This window comes from Mesorhizobium sp. P3_A10, from assembly GCF_056403175.1.
This window is the reverse complement of sequence record NZ_JBFUFZ010000006.1, coordinates 179422-192945: the sequence shown is the minus strand read 5'-3', so window position 1 is coordinate 192945 and position 13524 is coordinate 179422. Positions and strand designations below refer to the sequence as shown.

Here is a 13524-nt window from a genome sequence, read left to right as displayed (position 1 = left end):
CGAGTCGGTGAACTCCACGAGTTGTTTCGCGCTGGCTGTCTTTTCGTAATCCGGCCTGCGCCTTCCTGCAAAGGGCTAACCCTCAATCCGCGAACGCCTCCTAAAGAACGCCTCGACCAAAGAGAAATGGCAATCTTATACTAGGGCTGCAGGCTTGTTTTTGCTGTCAATTGCACAGCCCTGTGTTAATGATGAAATCGTGGGAGCGCCGGGCAACGGGCGGGTTGTTGGAGTTCCGGCACGAGGAGGAGAAGCGGTATGACCATTCAGGTTGTACATAGCGCATTCGGTCCCAGGCAGGTCAGGCAACTCAAGGAAGTTTACGAGCGTGCGCGGGCCGTGGAGGCAAAGTACCCCGAGTCCCACATTGCCAGCAAAGCCGCCAAAAGGCTGATAGCCGCCTTCGAAACCGTGATCCAGACGGACGGAACGCTTCTGGATGTGCAGTGGCTAAGCGAGGCTGATCCTCAAGGAAACGCCTGAGACCCAGGCCTTCATCCTGCGTCCACGAAGCCTTCGGGTAGACGGCTAATTTCCGTCGACGTCAGCCACGCCCTGCAAGCGGATCCTGCTTGCCAAATCAAACTTCTCTGGAACCTGGCCTGACCGCGTGTTCGCCGCGCGGAGCGATAGGGGAGCCGTTGGGCGGGCAGTGACTCCCCTATCCTGTCTCCGCGCTTTCGCTGCAGACAGGCCGCGTAAGCCTTGAGCAGACGCCGGCATTCCAATGTTCAGCCTGGCACATATGCCGTCAACGAAGCTTTTGGAGGGTCGACGAAGCTTTTGGAGGTAAGATGTAATGTTGTCAGGGGATACGAGCGGATCCTGCTTCCGCCTATCGGATGAGGACCGGCCGAACTGTCGCAATCGGGGTGATCTGCGCAATCTGGGTGATCTGCTTGGCTGATGATGTGTCCGACAAGGTCCGGTGCTGGCCAAGCGTCCCGTTCCTGCGTCTTCAAGGGATCGCAGCGCCTTGGGCTCCAGCTTGGCTACGTCTTTTTGAAGACTTAAAAATCTTTATAAAATTAACATAAGTTAGAGACTGCTTATAAATAACCCATAGACTGCTCAAGCTGTTCTAGGTGGCTGCAGTGGGGAACTGCTCAAGGCTCCAAGCTGGGGATAACCCAGCCTGAAGCTTCGAGTGGGTTGGGTATCAAAGTTCAATCCAAAAGAATGACGGAGCTCTAGCTCTATTGGCCGCCACAAGGCAGATCGCGTTGGGGAAAGGCGGGTACTAGTATGGGTTCTACAGTAGGATTGCACGATTACACTTCCACAAATCAGACAAGAGTTCCGTCCAGCGGAACGGAAAATGTCCACGAACAGGCAGGCAGGCAATGCCTCCTCATCCTGGACGGAAGGGCCCTAGACCGCGAGTGTCTCGCATCGGCCCTCGAGGACCACGAACTCGGCATGGCGGTCGTCGCCATGGGTTCGATCGAAGAATGGCGGGTGAAGAAGGGTTCGGCCCCTCCCCTCGCTGCCATACTCTTCAACCTTGGCGGCAGGAAAGTCACCGATCATGGCATCGCGGACGAGATCAGGCATATTTCGTCCGAGTTCAAATCGGTGCCGGTGGTTATCCTGGCCGACACCGAAGACCTTGCACAGATACTGACGGCTCTCGAATGCGGCGCACGCGGCTACATTCCGACTTCGGTCGGGATCGACGTGTGTGTCGAGGCGATCAACCTTGCAGCGGCGGGAGGCATCTTCGTCCCGGCGAGCAGTGTCCTTTCGATGCGGCACCTGATAGATTCAGGCAGCTGCGACACGCGGCCGTTGACGGGCATGTTCACGCTCAGGCAGGCCGAGGTCGCCCAGGCGCTCCGGCGCGGCAAGGCGAACAAGATCATCGCCTACGAACTGAACCTGCGCGAAAGCACAGTGAAGGTCCACATCCGAAACATCATGAAGAAGCTGAAGGCGACCAACCGGACGGAAGTCGCCTATAAGGTCAACGATCTCTTCGCAGAAGGAGCTCTGGTTGAAGAGTGATTGCGAGCGATAAGACGGCCCGCCTTGGCGAATCCCGGCGGGCCGTTTTCGCGCGTTCAGCCTTTGAAAGTTGAATGACCCATTGCAGTGAATAGCATCAGGTCGCTGGCAGCAGCCACACCTACGCGGCGAATCTCGTCCTCGCGCCGTTTGGGGTGTCATGTCTGGGACGTCGACGAAGGCTGTCTGACAATCTGACAAACGGTTCAATATCCCTCCGGCGACGAAGGTATCAGAACACAGGTCGAGAGGGCTCTCAGGGACCTGTACAGGGCGGCTTGCCGCCTTGGCGACCGCCGATCAATCTACAGCGGGAACAGGCTCAGGGAAGGTGTATCTGCCCACCCATCTAATGGCTTCCTCGATCGTATCGAAGTTCTTGTGCTGCCCGCTCAGCAGCCCGAAGCCGGTCTCGAGGAACCATTTGCCTTTCGTGCTATAGGCTTCCTCATCAATCTCGGTAAGGACGGCGACCAGCTGGTCGGATTTCCACACCAGAACACCGGATTCTCCCCCCTCCACCGTTCCGATCCGGGCTTCGCTGAGCGAAAATCCACGAGCAATTTCTTCTTTGCCCACGTTGATGATTCCCCAACTTCAAAATGGATAGTAAAAATCCGCCGGCCTTGAATGGCTGGCTGCTTCTGTGTCTTTTTCAGCGGACGTCGCCCGACGGCGACAGAGGAATTTGTTAGCAGATCGCCCGGCAAGTTCAATGGCTCTTCACGCGATTTGTTGGTTGATCCACCGTTAGTTTTTTCGCGGGGGAATTTGCGAAAAACTGCTAAAGAATTTTGGCCTTCCGGAGTGTGAACGCCTCGGCAAAATGCTCGGGTGCCCGGCATTCCATCCCGCGCAATCTCGCAAGCCCGGCGAATGTCTCGCGGTCGAACCAGTCCTTGGAGCGCTGCGTCCCGAAGTGCTCGTGGAGGAGTTCGATCTTGCGTTCCAGCACGGCGGCCGTGAGCGACACATAGGCATTGGGCTGGCAAAGGTCGCCATCCCATTTCGGGATCTCGTATTCGAGCACCAGATGATCGCGGAACACGTTCCAGGTCAGTTGGTTGACCTCCCGGTGGTCCTGATGGGCGTCGAACCTGGCGTGGGTAAACACCACGTCGGGATCAACCCGTGATCTTACCTCGATCAGCCATTGCTTTATCGATCGGCTGTGGGCGGGGAAGTAGCTGTCTTCGAAATCCGCGACATCGACCGTCGACGAGCGCGATCCTTCGAGAAAGGCCTCGGCCGACCTCCTGGCTTCCGCTGAGCGCAGGCCGCCTGCGCTCAGCACGCACCAGTGGACGTTCAGTTTGACCCCCGACGCGATCAGGCCGAGTATCGTGCCTCCGGCGCCGATCTCGATGTCGTCGGAATGGGCTCCAAGGCAAAGGATTGAGAGTTCCTCCCCGCGACGTGCGAGGCCAAGGCCCATCATGATGCGGCCAACACGACGCTGCGCCTGTTCTTCTCGGCGGTGACCCTCATGTTCCAGGGCATGTCGCCTTTTTCGACCATGTCTTCGAGCGATTGCCAATCGCGCAACGTGTCCATCGAACGCCAGAACCCTTCGTGCTTGTATGCCATCAGCATGTTGTCATCGATCAGCCGCTTGAAGGGTTCGACAACGAGTTCCTCGCCGTCACGCATGTAGTCGAAGATCTCGGGGCGGAAAATGAAGTAGCCGCCATTGATCCAGATCTCCGATGTCTGCGCCGCACGGAACTCGCGTACGCGGCCATCTTCCGCGATGTCGGCCAGATGGTATGTCAGTGGCGCGTGCACGGCGAGGAAGCAGCCGATCTTGCCACTGGCCTCGAATTTCCTGATCATATCGTCGAGGTCGACATCGGTCAGGCCGTCGGAATAATTGGCCAGGAACATCTTCTCGTTCCTGACGTGGTTTTGCGCGGCCCACAGGCGCTCGCCGATGTTGCGCCAGATGCCTGTGTCGAGCAGGGTGATGCTCCAGTCCTTGACCGTGTCGCCGAGCAGCTTCACGTCCTCCCCTCCGTGCGTGACCACGCAATCGGAAAAGGTCTGCGGCCGGGTATTCAGGAAGAAATCCTTGATGATGTTGGCCTTGTAGCCCATGCACAGCACGAATTCGTCATGCCCGTAGTCGCTATACCACTGCATGACGTGGCGCAGGATCGGCTGGGGGCCGAGCGGAATCATCGGCTTCGGTATGCTTTCGGAATAATCGCGAATCCGGGTGCCGCGGCCGCCGCAGAAAAGAACGACTTTCATCTGTGTAGCTCCGATGGATCAATCACGGTTACGAACGGAATTGGCACCACGAATTTCGCGTTCCAGGCGGCGACATGGTGCATCTGCTTGATGATCTCGTCCTTCAGGTTCCACGGAAGGATCAGGATGTAGTCCGGCTTGGCCTGGTCGATCGCGTCGATGGGCTTGATCGGGATGTGCATGCCCGGCGTGAAGCGACCGTGCTTGTAGGGATTGCGGTCCACCGTGAAGTCGAGGAAGTCGGTGCCGATGGCGCAGTAGTTGAGCAGCGTGTTGCCCTTGCCAGGCGCGCCATAACCGCAAATCCTTTTGCCCTCGTTTTTGGCCGAGACCAGGAACGCGAGGAGATCGCGCTTCGCGCGCTGCGCCTTGTAGGCGAACGAGGTGTAGGTCGTCATTTCCGTAAGCCCATGCCGCTTTTCGCGATCAAGGAGTTCAGCGATATGGTCGTGAGTGGCCCTGCTGCTGCCCTCGTGGGCGAGATACACACGCAGCGAGCCGCCGTGGGTGGGCAGCTCCTCGACGTCGATCAGCCGCAGTCCATGGCGGGCCGCCATCAGGTCGATCGTCAGCAATGAGAAATATGAAAAGTGCTCGTGGTAGATGGTGTCGAACTGGTTCTCGGCCATCAGCCGCTCGATGTGCGGGAACTCAAGGGTGACGACGCCCTCTGGTTTGAGCAGGATTTTCATTCCGGCGACGAAGTCGTTGAGGTCGGGCACCTGCGCCAGGACGTTGTTGCCAATGATCAGATCGGCGCTTAGCCCTTCGGCCACCATCTGACGTGCCAGCCGCACCCCGAAGAAGTCGACCCGGGTGGGCACGCCCTTCTCGACCGCCGCGCGCGCAACGTTGGCCGCCGGCTCGACGCCAAGTACGGGAACGCCCAGTGGCAGGAAGTGCTGCAGCAGGTAACCGTCATTGCTTGCCAGTTCCACTGCAAAGCTGTGGGCGCCAAGTCCAAGTCGCTTCGTGATCGCTTCGCAATAGGCTTTCGAGTGGGCCACCCAGCTTGTCGAAAATGAAGAGAAGTAGGCGTATTCGCTGAAAATGGTCTCAGGGCTCAAATACTCTTTGAGCTGCACCAGGTAACAGCTCTCGCAGACCAGGACGTTGAGCGGAAAATAGAGTTCCATCTGGTCAAGCTGTTCGGCTTGCAGGAAGCTCTCGCAAGGAGGCGACATGCCAAGGTCGACCAGAGTGTGACGCAGGCGCGATCCGCAGAGCCTGCAACCAACATTCCGGCGTGTCGTGTTGTGGTCGCGAACGATTTCGACAGCCTCAATGTTCATTCGGTACTCCTGGCGCGATGGTGTGAAAGACGGAAACGCGGGGGCTTGACGATGAACCTGTGCCCTCCGCGCCTCCGTAGAGAGACCTTCTTTGGAGAGTGCTTCTTTTTCGACGCAGGTTAGGACGCAGCGCCCATGGGTTCGATTTGCCAATCCGTTGGGCGCCTTAATCCTTATAGGGAAACGGCAGATGCAATGGCGCCGCCGAGACCACCGAACGGGTAGTGCCGCCGGCCCCGGCATACCGCGATCGGAGAAGCCACCTAAGGCTTAGGTAGCTCTTCCAGCCCGGGCACGCGGTGTCGACAATCGGACTGCCGGCCACTGGGGTTTAGGGCGACATGCAGTTTACCGAAACGGAGCTGAAAGGTGTCTGGCTGATCGAGCCGACGCCGGTGATTGACGACCGCGGCGCGTTCACCCGTCTCTTCTGCGAAAAGGAGATGGCCGATTGCGGCCTGGCGACGCGCTTTGTCCAGCACAGCCGGGCACATTCGGTCAGAAAGGGAACCCTTCGGGGGCTGCATTATCAGGAGGAACCATACACCGAGGTGAAGGTCGTCTCCTGTGTCCGCGGCGCGATTTTCGATGTTGTCGTTGACCTGCGCCTGGACTCGCCGACACGCCACAACTGGCTGGCCTTCGAGCTGACGCCCGAAAACATGAAACAGGTCTACATCCCTGCAGGGTTCGCCCACGGGCTCCAGACCCTGACGGATGATGCCGAGGTCTCATACCTCATATCGCAGTTCTATACGCCTCACGCGTCGACGGGTGTCCGCTACAACGACCCTGCCTTTTCGATAGGCTGGCCTTTGATGCCGACGGCGATGTCGGAAAGGGACATGACGTGGCCGCTGCTCAAGCAGCGGACTGCCGCTGGCGTCTTATAAAGCCGCGGCCAGGAGACCATGATCCGACAGCAATTTCGCGGCGGCGGCCAGCTCCCCGAATGGCAGGCCCGAGCGTTCCGCCATCGCCAGAAGCGAATGCTGCCCGTCGGCGAGATTCAACACCCAGAGCAGGGACATCGAGGTGGCGCCCGAAGACTTCTGCCCTCCCAGCGCGGCGTAGAGGCCGCGCCTGCCGAGTTGCGGTTCGCCCTTGGGAAAAAGGTTCAACGGCGTCCAGTCCCCTTCGACGATGTCGATCACGTCCATCAGAATGCGTAAGGAATCCTCCAAGTGCTCCGGCCTGATGAAGTCGAGATTGTCGGCAGACGTGTGGTATTCGGGAAATGTGCCGTGGACGCTCCGCTGGAACATGCCGACCGGAAGATTGAAACCCGGCGAACAATATTGCCTCTCGTCATAGCCGTAAGGGGAGAAATCCATCAGCTTTGCCCCGGCTTCGCGCCCGAGCACATTGGCCATGGCGCGGTCGATGAAGGCGTCGCCGCGGCGGCTGCGCTTGTATGCCGGGCTTCCTGCATCGCCCACGCATGACAGCACCAGACCATGGTCAATGAGATGCGTCCGGCCCTCGTTGCGGGACAGCCACGCGAGCGCGCCGATCGTGCCCGGAGCGAACAGGAAGCGGTAGCTGTATCGCGTTTTCCTTGCCTTCAGGCTTCTCGCAAGGGTCGCCAGCAGGGCCAGGCCTGAACAGTTGTCGTTGGCCAGCGACGGGTGGCATATGTGTGCCGAGAGGAGGAATTCCCGCTCTGTCTGCCCGCGGTGCAGGTATTCGCCATAAGTCAGGCTGCCGTCCTTCAGCTCGGCATCGATCTTCACCTGATAGAGACCGTCAGGCATCTCGGTCAGACGATCGTGGGCCATGCAGAAACCCCATGTCGGGGCGTAGTAGGAGGTGCGGTACGGGATTAAGCCCGGCTGTTCAGGCAATGTATGGATGTGCGGCCGCAATTGATCGAGCGTCAGGGTTCCCTTGAAGGCCACGCTGTAGTTGACGACGTGCAGGTTGGAGTCGGCAAAGTCTACCACCGTTTGCCCGTCCAGGCCCGCAATGCTCGCCGAGCGGATGTTCCACTCCTGTGGAACTGTCCAGTCGAACAGCTGCGTCCCGGTGGGCACCTCATGCCGTTCCAGGTCAACGTCCCTAGACAGGATATCCAGCGTTCGTCGCACACCGTCTCCGGTGATGCTCCTGCAAATCGGAAAGAGGCGTTCGGCCAAGGCATAGATTTCCTGGCCGACGCCGGTGGAAGCCGGCGGGGGGCCAAGTCCGTCGGGGTTCACGTGCTCCATCCGATTACCCTGCCGCTGCCTCCAGCGTTCGCGAAGGTTCGGTGACCCGCATCCGCGCGTCGAGAAGTCCGCTGGCCAAAAGGTAGCGGATGTGACCGATGCGCTGGAAGCGCGGCCCCTCGAATTCCTCGAGCGTGACATTCGACTTGCTGTAGGCCTGGTAAAGCTGCTCGGCGCCCCTGCGCGCATCCCATTGCGGCTTGAAGGCAGGAAGAGCGCGCGCGATCTTGTCGAAGCTGACGCGATAGGACCGCTTGTCGGGACCAGCATCCGACGCGAACTCAAGCCGGCAGCCCGGTACGACCTTGGCGACAATCTCGGCTATGTCGCGGATCCTGTAGTTGTGGTCCGTCCGTCCCACATTGAAGGCTTCGTTGTGGATGATCTCGCGCGGCGCTTCCAGACCGGCGATGAACGCCCTTGAAATGTCCTCGATGTGGACGATCGGCCGCCATGGTGTCCCGTCGGACTTCAGCAGGATCATGCCCTTGGTGACGGCCCAGGCAACCAGATTGTTCAGCACGATGTCGAAGCGGAGCCGGGGCGACAGACCGTAGGCCGTGGCGGGTCGGAAATAGATGGGAGAGAAGCTGCTGTCGGCCAGTTCTGAAATATCCCGTTCCGAAAGCACCTTGGACCAGCCATAGGCCGTAACCGGGTTCAGCACGGCCGTTTCGTCGACCATTCCGTCGCCCGCCTGTCCGTAGTTGCTGCACGATGACGCAAGCAGGAAGCGCGACACGCCGGCCTCCTTGGCCGCCTTCGCGAAACGGACGGTGCCCCTGTGGTTGATCTCGTAGGTGATGCCCGGATCCAGATCGGACAGCGGATCGTTGGAAAGAGCCGCAAGGTGGATGACGGCATCGAACCCTTCGAGGTCGCGCGCATCCACATCCCTGACGTCCTTTTGGATGGACGGAACGTTAGCCTGCTCTCCGCCCGAAGCAAAGGTACAGCGCCGGTAGAGATCGCTGTCGTAACCCGTCACCGAGTGCCCCGCACTGAGCAGCATCGGCACCATCACCGAGCCGATATAGCCTTGATGGCCGGTCACCATGACTTTCATCGCACACCTATTCTCCAGCGGATATGATCGCGCAGAGGCTACTTGGGCGGAAAACTGTGAGGGAGAACATCAATAGGCGATCAGGGTGCCCCGTTGGACGAAGCCCTGCCGCCAACTGCACCTTTCGGGTGGTGCGCGCCTAATCCTTTCGGAGGAATTTCTTCAGAGCACCGTCCGCCGCATCGTGATGGCTCCATCGGCCTATTCGTCGGCTCTTCCTGATCAGAGAGGGAAAATACCTCCGATGCAGATGTGGCTTGCAACTTGCCGGGGCAACATCCGGAGTCTTACTTCTTTTGGCTGTCCAGCGAGCAGCCGCGTGTCCTTTTTAAATCGAAAGACTGAAGAGAAATCGTGCCGCCCGTGTGCGAAAAATAAGCTCGGAGTTGATCCTTTCGGAACGATCGCTGCGCCGGGCGAATTCCCGCGAAGGAACTTCGCAGCAGAGGAACATCGATGGACTCGCGTTCCCCAGGGCTTCAACACGGCAGCAACCGCGTCGGATCAATCGATACGCTAAGATGTTTCGCAATGACGGCCGTGGTGGCGCAGCACAACGGCCTCCTCCCCTTCGGATGGACCGGGGTCTGGTTGTTTTTCGTCATCTCTGGTTACGTCGTGACCCTTGCCATGATCGGCCGACAGTCTGACTTGCCGGCAAGACGGGGTCTGGCAAGATTTTTCCGCCGCCGGGCCCTCCGGATCGTACCGGTCTACTATGCCTATATCGGCTTGGGCGTGCTGGTTTGCCTCGCCACCGGAGCCGGCACAGATATGGTTGCCGTGGGGTCGCTGCTGGGCTTCATCAACAATGTCGCCATGGTCCTCGGACGCGGCGAGCTTCCATCGTGGCCAGTAGGGCATTTGTGGACGATTTCAATCGAGATGCAGTTTTATGCCGTCTATGGGTTGCTTTGGTTTCTGGTGTCCCGCCGCACGGTGGCAGTTCTCTTGCTGGTCGCGCTTCTCGCTTCCCCTGTCCTGCGCCTGGTGGCTTCTTTCCTGGTGGCCCATCTTGGATGGGACAGCGAAGCCAGCGCCTACGCAATCTATTCGGGTTCTTTCCTGCATACCGATTCGTTCGCGACGGGCGCGCTGCTGGCCTTGGCGAACCAAAGGGGGGTCCTCGGCAGGATCGCACGCCCGCTTGCCGTTGCAGGCGGCGCCACGCTTGCGATCTATGCTTCTGTCTATATCGGCCTGAACTATGCGGCAGGCGATCGAGGCCTGGACATGTTCCGAAACGTTCTATCCGGTATCCTCTGGGGTCAGTATCGCGAGGTCTTCCTCTATACCGCCATGGCGGCGGCCGCCGGAGGGTTGGTTGCGCTGGCAGCTGCCAGAGACCCGTTGATCGATTGGCTGCTCAGGCCGCGCCTGCTGCAGCGCATCGGAGAAATCTCCTACGGCGCTTATGTCTACCATCCGCTCGCGATACTGGTCTCCAGCCTTTTCATGTCGGCAATTTTCCAGCTGCCGGAAAATTGGTCCATCGGATGGAAAATCATTGGCTTCCTCGCCTCCTATACGCTGACATTGACCGCCGCCGAGCTTTCGTTCCGCTACTTCGAAAGCCGCTTCACCCGCCGCCGCGAGCATGCGCCGCAGTTCCGCACGGATCCGCTGCCGTCCTCCAAGGGCACTACTTTGGTCTGATCGAGTACAAGACCCAATGCCAAGGGGGGTACCTGGGCTCAAGTAGTGGGGAGAAACACCAATAGGCGATCAGGGTGCCCCGTTGGATGAAGCCCTCTCGCCAACTGCACCTTTCGGGTGGTGAGGATTGTCTTTCGCGAGCCGGCGCCGCGTTGCGACGCTTCCATCGGCCTCTTCATCAGCTTTTCCCGACCCTCGAGAACGAACGGCGCCCATCGGTTCAATTTCACCCGGGAGTAGCGACAGCGGGTGCCTCGCGGATGGCGGCGTGTACGGATTTGAACTCCGCCGAAGTGACGATTCCGAAGGCCACGGCCTCACGCGTCATTGCGCCCGCACGCAACTGATGGACATAGGTGTCAAGCCCGTAGCTGTCAGCGGGACGGTTCAGAAGCAGCAGATACAAAAACCCGACATAGGCGCGATCGGTCAGGCCGATCATGGCATATCTGGCTTCGAACTCGTCCGAGCGCAGCATTTCCATGATCATGTCGGTGAGTTTGGTCTCTCCGCCTTCAAGTGCTGCCGACCACTGATTTACGCCGGCCTCGTCGCCCTTGTGGCCTAGGATGAGGCAGTAGACGAAACTTGCCTGCCGCACCGGCACGGACTCGTTTGCCGCCGTAGTCTCGGTGTCGCAGTCCCGATGCGGCTTGACTATCGGCAGGGGACCGCGGGTGAAGTCTCGCACCGTCTTGTAGGCAGGCTTCGGTTCGCCGGTCTGCCATTTGCCATCGGAGGAAGGCACGAGCCTCACCAACCCCATATTGGCTTCGAAACCCGGGGCCCAGTAGGTCTCGTCGAGCAGTTCGTAGATGTATGCGGCCTCGACCTTGTACTTCGCCTTGAGCTCGCCAAGCCGCGTCATTGCCTGCTTGATGCCATCGGCCTGTTGCTGTTCGCTGCGCTCACTTCCGCCGGGATTGTTGAATTCGGTGACCCAGATCGGTTTGCCGTAGCCCGAAATTTCACGAAAAGCCCATTCTGGATCTTCGCCATACATGTGCCAGACCGAGATGTCCCAGGCGATCCCGTCCTGCTTCATCCGCGCGAAAGCGCCAGTGTGGCCCCATCCGGCGGTGCCCAACGCCTTCCTGATCCCCGGGTCGACCTCTGTCATGCCGTCGGACAGGCCTTTCAGGACGGCGCTCACCTTCGCCCAGCGCGGGCCGTAGTAGTCGAGCGTTCCCGTCCCTCCTGCCGGCCCCCATCCACATGGATACTGCGAGCCGTCATCGCGTTTCTCACAGGGCTTGATGATGGCATAGTTCTCCATCTCGTTGCCGAGTTCCCAAACACGGATGTCGTTCTTGAATCTGGTGCCGAGGGCCACCGCCAGTTTCCTGGTTTTCCCGTAAAGCTCGTCCGGGCTGTTCTTGTCCAGATCGATGGCAGCCGGAGTGATGACTGGCAGGATCTCGATCCCCCTCGCCTTTCCGGCATCGACAAGCTGGGCAAGGCTATCTGCATTGTCCTCGCCGGTGACGTTGACCCGGTACGATTTCAAGCCGAGATCCCTAATGAAATCGAGCTGCCTTTCGATCGGGACGCCCATATAGGCAGCTATCGGATGGCCGTTGACGCCCCAGAGGAAATCGGCGGAAGCCGGCGCGGCTGTCGCCAGCAGGCAGGCTGCAGCAACTGCGAAACGAAAAGACATGGCAAGAGTCTCCCTGGCCGACCGACAATTCAGCGTGGATAGTCGGGACTGCGGTTGTAGGAAGCAATTTCACCATACGGGTGAATCGGGTTCCCATAGTACCCCATTCGGAGGTACCCTGATCGGAGACCGCATCGTCATGGCCGCCGCGGGAATCACCCCGTCAAACTGCTAGACTCCAGCGGCCGCTGCCTCCGCTGATGTTTTGTGACCTTCCAAATGAATTGTAGAAGTGGCTTTTCCACGAGTAGGTGCGCCAACACACCGACAACAAGGCATATGAAAATAACGCCGGGAACGAAGACGGCTTGTGACATTCCCCCGACAAAGGTCGACTTAATTGCCAAGCCATATGCCATCATAACGAAGATGTGGGTCAGGTAGATCGCGTAGGATGAATCGCCTAGCAGCACGGCTGCTCGCCCCGCTCTCGATTGCGGCCGCCCGACTTTGAGGAAAGCCGCCACGATCAAAGTGGCCGGAAGGCCCCACACGATGACCCGGAAAGTGTCGGACAAATCGGGACGCGTTACCACGATCGAAGACACCACTATGGCAAGAAACCCGAGAATACTGAGAGTTGGTGAGATTTTCCTTTTTCCGCCGCTTGAAAAGAACAAGGCCAAGAGGATACCGAAACAAAACTCCAGAACGAGAGGGCTGGAGACGAAACTAGCAAATGTCGGATTCTCAATTCCTCCCCCAAAAGCAATCCCAAGTATCATCAGAAGGATCGCCCCGACCGATGTTGGCGCCATCCTCCCAAACATGAGGCACACCGAAAAAACCAGATAGAAATATATCTCGTACGAAAGCGTCCAGGCGACGTAAATCAACTTATCTCCAGGCAACAATAGAACTGAATTTATTACCGTATACGAGTCTATTTGTTTGTTTCGCAAGAAACCGGCTACGGATATTGCAACAATGGCTGCACTGCATATCCAGTACAATGGGAATATGCGCGTTGCTCGCTTGATAATGAAGTCCTTCGGTGTTTCCGGGAGCCGACCAGGCGGAAAGCTCACATAGACCATAATGAAGCCGCTAATCACGAAGAACAGATCGACCCCTGCACCACCGGAAGTTGCTATCCAGTGAGGACTGAAGCGTCCGGCTTCCGATCCATCGGACATCTCAAGAGTGTGGCGGACTATTACAGCTGAGGCCGCAATGGCGCGGAGAATTTGAAGTCCATACAGCTCGCGGTTTTGCCCGCTCATCGGATTTCCCGCCGTGTCAGAACAAGGTTTCAGAGCCTAGGTGCGTCCTGCGGTAACACAACGCATCCCTCCGGGGAGGGCATCCTACGTCCGATGGATACCCTGTCTTCCCTTTGGAAGGTTTTCCGCCAATACCGAGGCATGCTGCTGAGCACACTCCAGATTA

General features: G+C 58.8%; 12 protein-coding genes. 4 read left to right on the top strand and 8 right to left on the bottom strand.

Annotated features, from left to right (window positions below; translation table 11 throughout):
* Positions 1-258 precede the first annotated feature (258 nt).
* A complete protein-coding gene (locus tag AC1DXU_RS22565) occupies positions 259-483 on the top strand; it encodes a hypothetical protein (RefSeq protein WP_477372544.1) in 225 nt (74 codons plus the stop codon).
* Positions 484-1245: 762 nt separating this feature from the next.
* Positions 1246-2004, top strand: a complete 759-nt coding sequence (locus AC1DXU_RS22560) for a LuxR C-terminal-related transcriptional regulator (RefSeq protein ID WP_477372542.1) — start codon at positions 1246-1248, stop codon at positions 2002-2004.
* A 300-nt stretch (positions 2005-2304) separates the two neighbouring features.
* On the opposite strand, the gene AC1DXU_RS22555 is transcribed toward AC1DXU_RS22560, so the two are convergent.
* The 4 genes from AC1DXU_RS22555 to AC1DXU_RS22540 form a co-directional block, all read right to left on the bottom strand.
* Positions 2305-2583: a hypothetical protein gene (locus AC1DXU_RS22555; protein WP_477314026.1), complete on the bottom strand. Its 279-nt coding sequence runs from the start codon at positions 2581-2583 to the stop codon at positions 2305-2307.
* Positions 2584-2788: 205 nt separating this feature from the next.
* A complete protein-coding gene (locus AC1DXU_RS22550) occupies positions 2789-3442 on the bottom strand; it encodes a PIG-L deacetylase family protein (RefSeq protein ID WP_477372540.1) in 654 nt (217 codons plus the stop codon).
* Positions 3439-4254: a sugar phosphate nucleotidyltransferase gene (locus tag AC1DXU_RS22545; RefSeq protein ID WP_477314024.1), complete on the bottom strand. Its 816-nt coding sequence runs from the start codon at positions 4252-4254 to the stop codon at positions 3439-3441. Before AC1DXU_RS22545 ends, AC1DXU_RS22550 begins: the two co-directional genes overlap by 4 nt.
* On the bottom strand, positions 4251-5546 hold the full coding sequence (locus AC1DXU_RS22540) for a methyltransferase domain-containing protein (RefSeq protein WP_477315095.1): 1296 nt from the start codon (positions 5544-5546) through the stop codon (positions 4251-4253). Before AC1DXU_RS22540 ends, AC1DXU_RS22545 begins: the two co-directional genes overlap by 4 nt.
* A gap of 341 nt (positions 5547-5887) precedes the next feature.
* Here AC1DXU_RS22540 and rfbC point away from each other — a divergent pair, with 341 nt between their 5' ends.
* Positions 5888-6439, top strand: a complete 552-nt coding sequence (gene rfbC, locus AC1DXU_RS22535; RefSeq protein ID WP_477372538.1) for a dTDP-4-dehydrorhamnose 3,5-epimerase — start codon at positions 5888-5890, stop codon at positions 6437-6439.
* Here rfbC and AC1DXU_RS22530 read toward each other — a convergent pair.
* Entirely contained in the window at positions 6434-7753 is a 1320-nt protein-coding gene (locus AC1DXU_RS22530; RefSeq protein WP_477372536.1) for a DUF4910 domain-containing protein, read from the bottom strand. The genes rfbC and AC1DXU_RS22530 overlap by 6 nt on opposite strands.
* Before the next feature lie 4 nt (positions 7754-7757).
* Entirely contained in the window at positions 7758-8819 is a 1062-nt protein-coding gene (locus AC1DXU_RS22525; protein WP_477372534.1) for an NAD-dependent epimerase/dehydratase family protein, read from the bottom strand.
* Between the two features lie 456 nt (positions 8820-9275).
* Between AC1DXU_RS22525 and AC1DXU_RS22520 the strand changes: the two genes are divergently transcribed.
* Entirely contained in the window at positions 9276-10475 is a 1200-nt protein-coding gene (locus AC1DXU_RS22520) for an acyltransferase family protein (protein ID WP_477372532.1), read from the top strand.
* 226 nt (positions 10476-10701) lie between these two features.
* Here the strand turns inward: AC1DXU_RS22520 and AC1DXU_RS22515 are convergent, their stop codons facing one another.
* The gene (locus tag AC1DXU_RS22515) at positions 10702-12135 is read right to left on the bottom strand and encodes a DUF4214 domain-containing protein (RefSeq protein WP_477372530.1); all 1434 of its coding nucleotides are present in this window, start codon (positions 12133-12135) and stop codon (positions 10702-10704) included.
* 155 nt (positions 12136-12290) lie between these two features.
* Positions 12291-13358: an acyltransferase family protein gene (locus AC1DXU_RS22510; protein WP_477372528.1), complete on the bottom strand. Its 1068-nt coding sequence runs from the start codon at positions 13356-13358 to the stop codon at positions 12291-12293.
* Between the last annotated feature and the right edge of the window lie 166 nt (positions 13359-13524).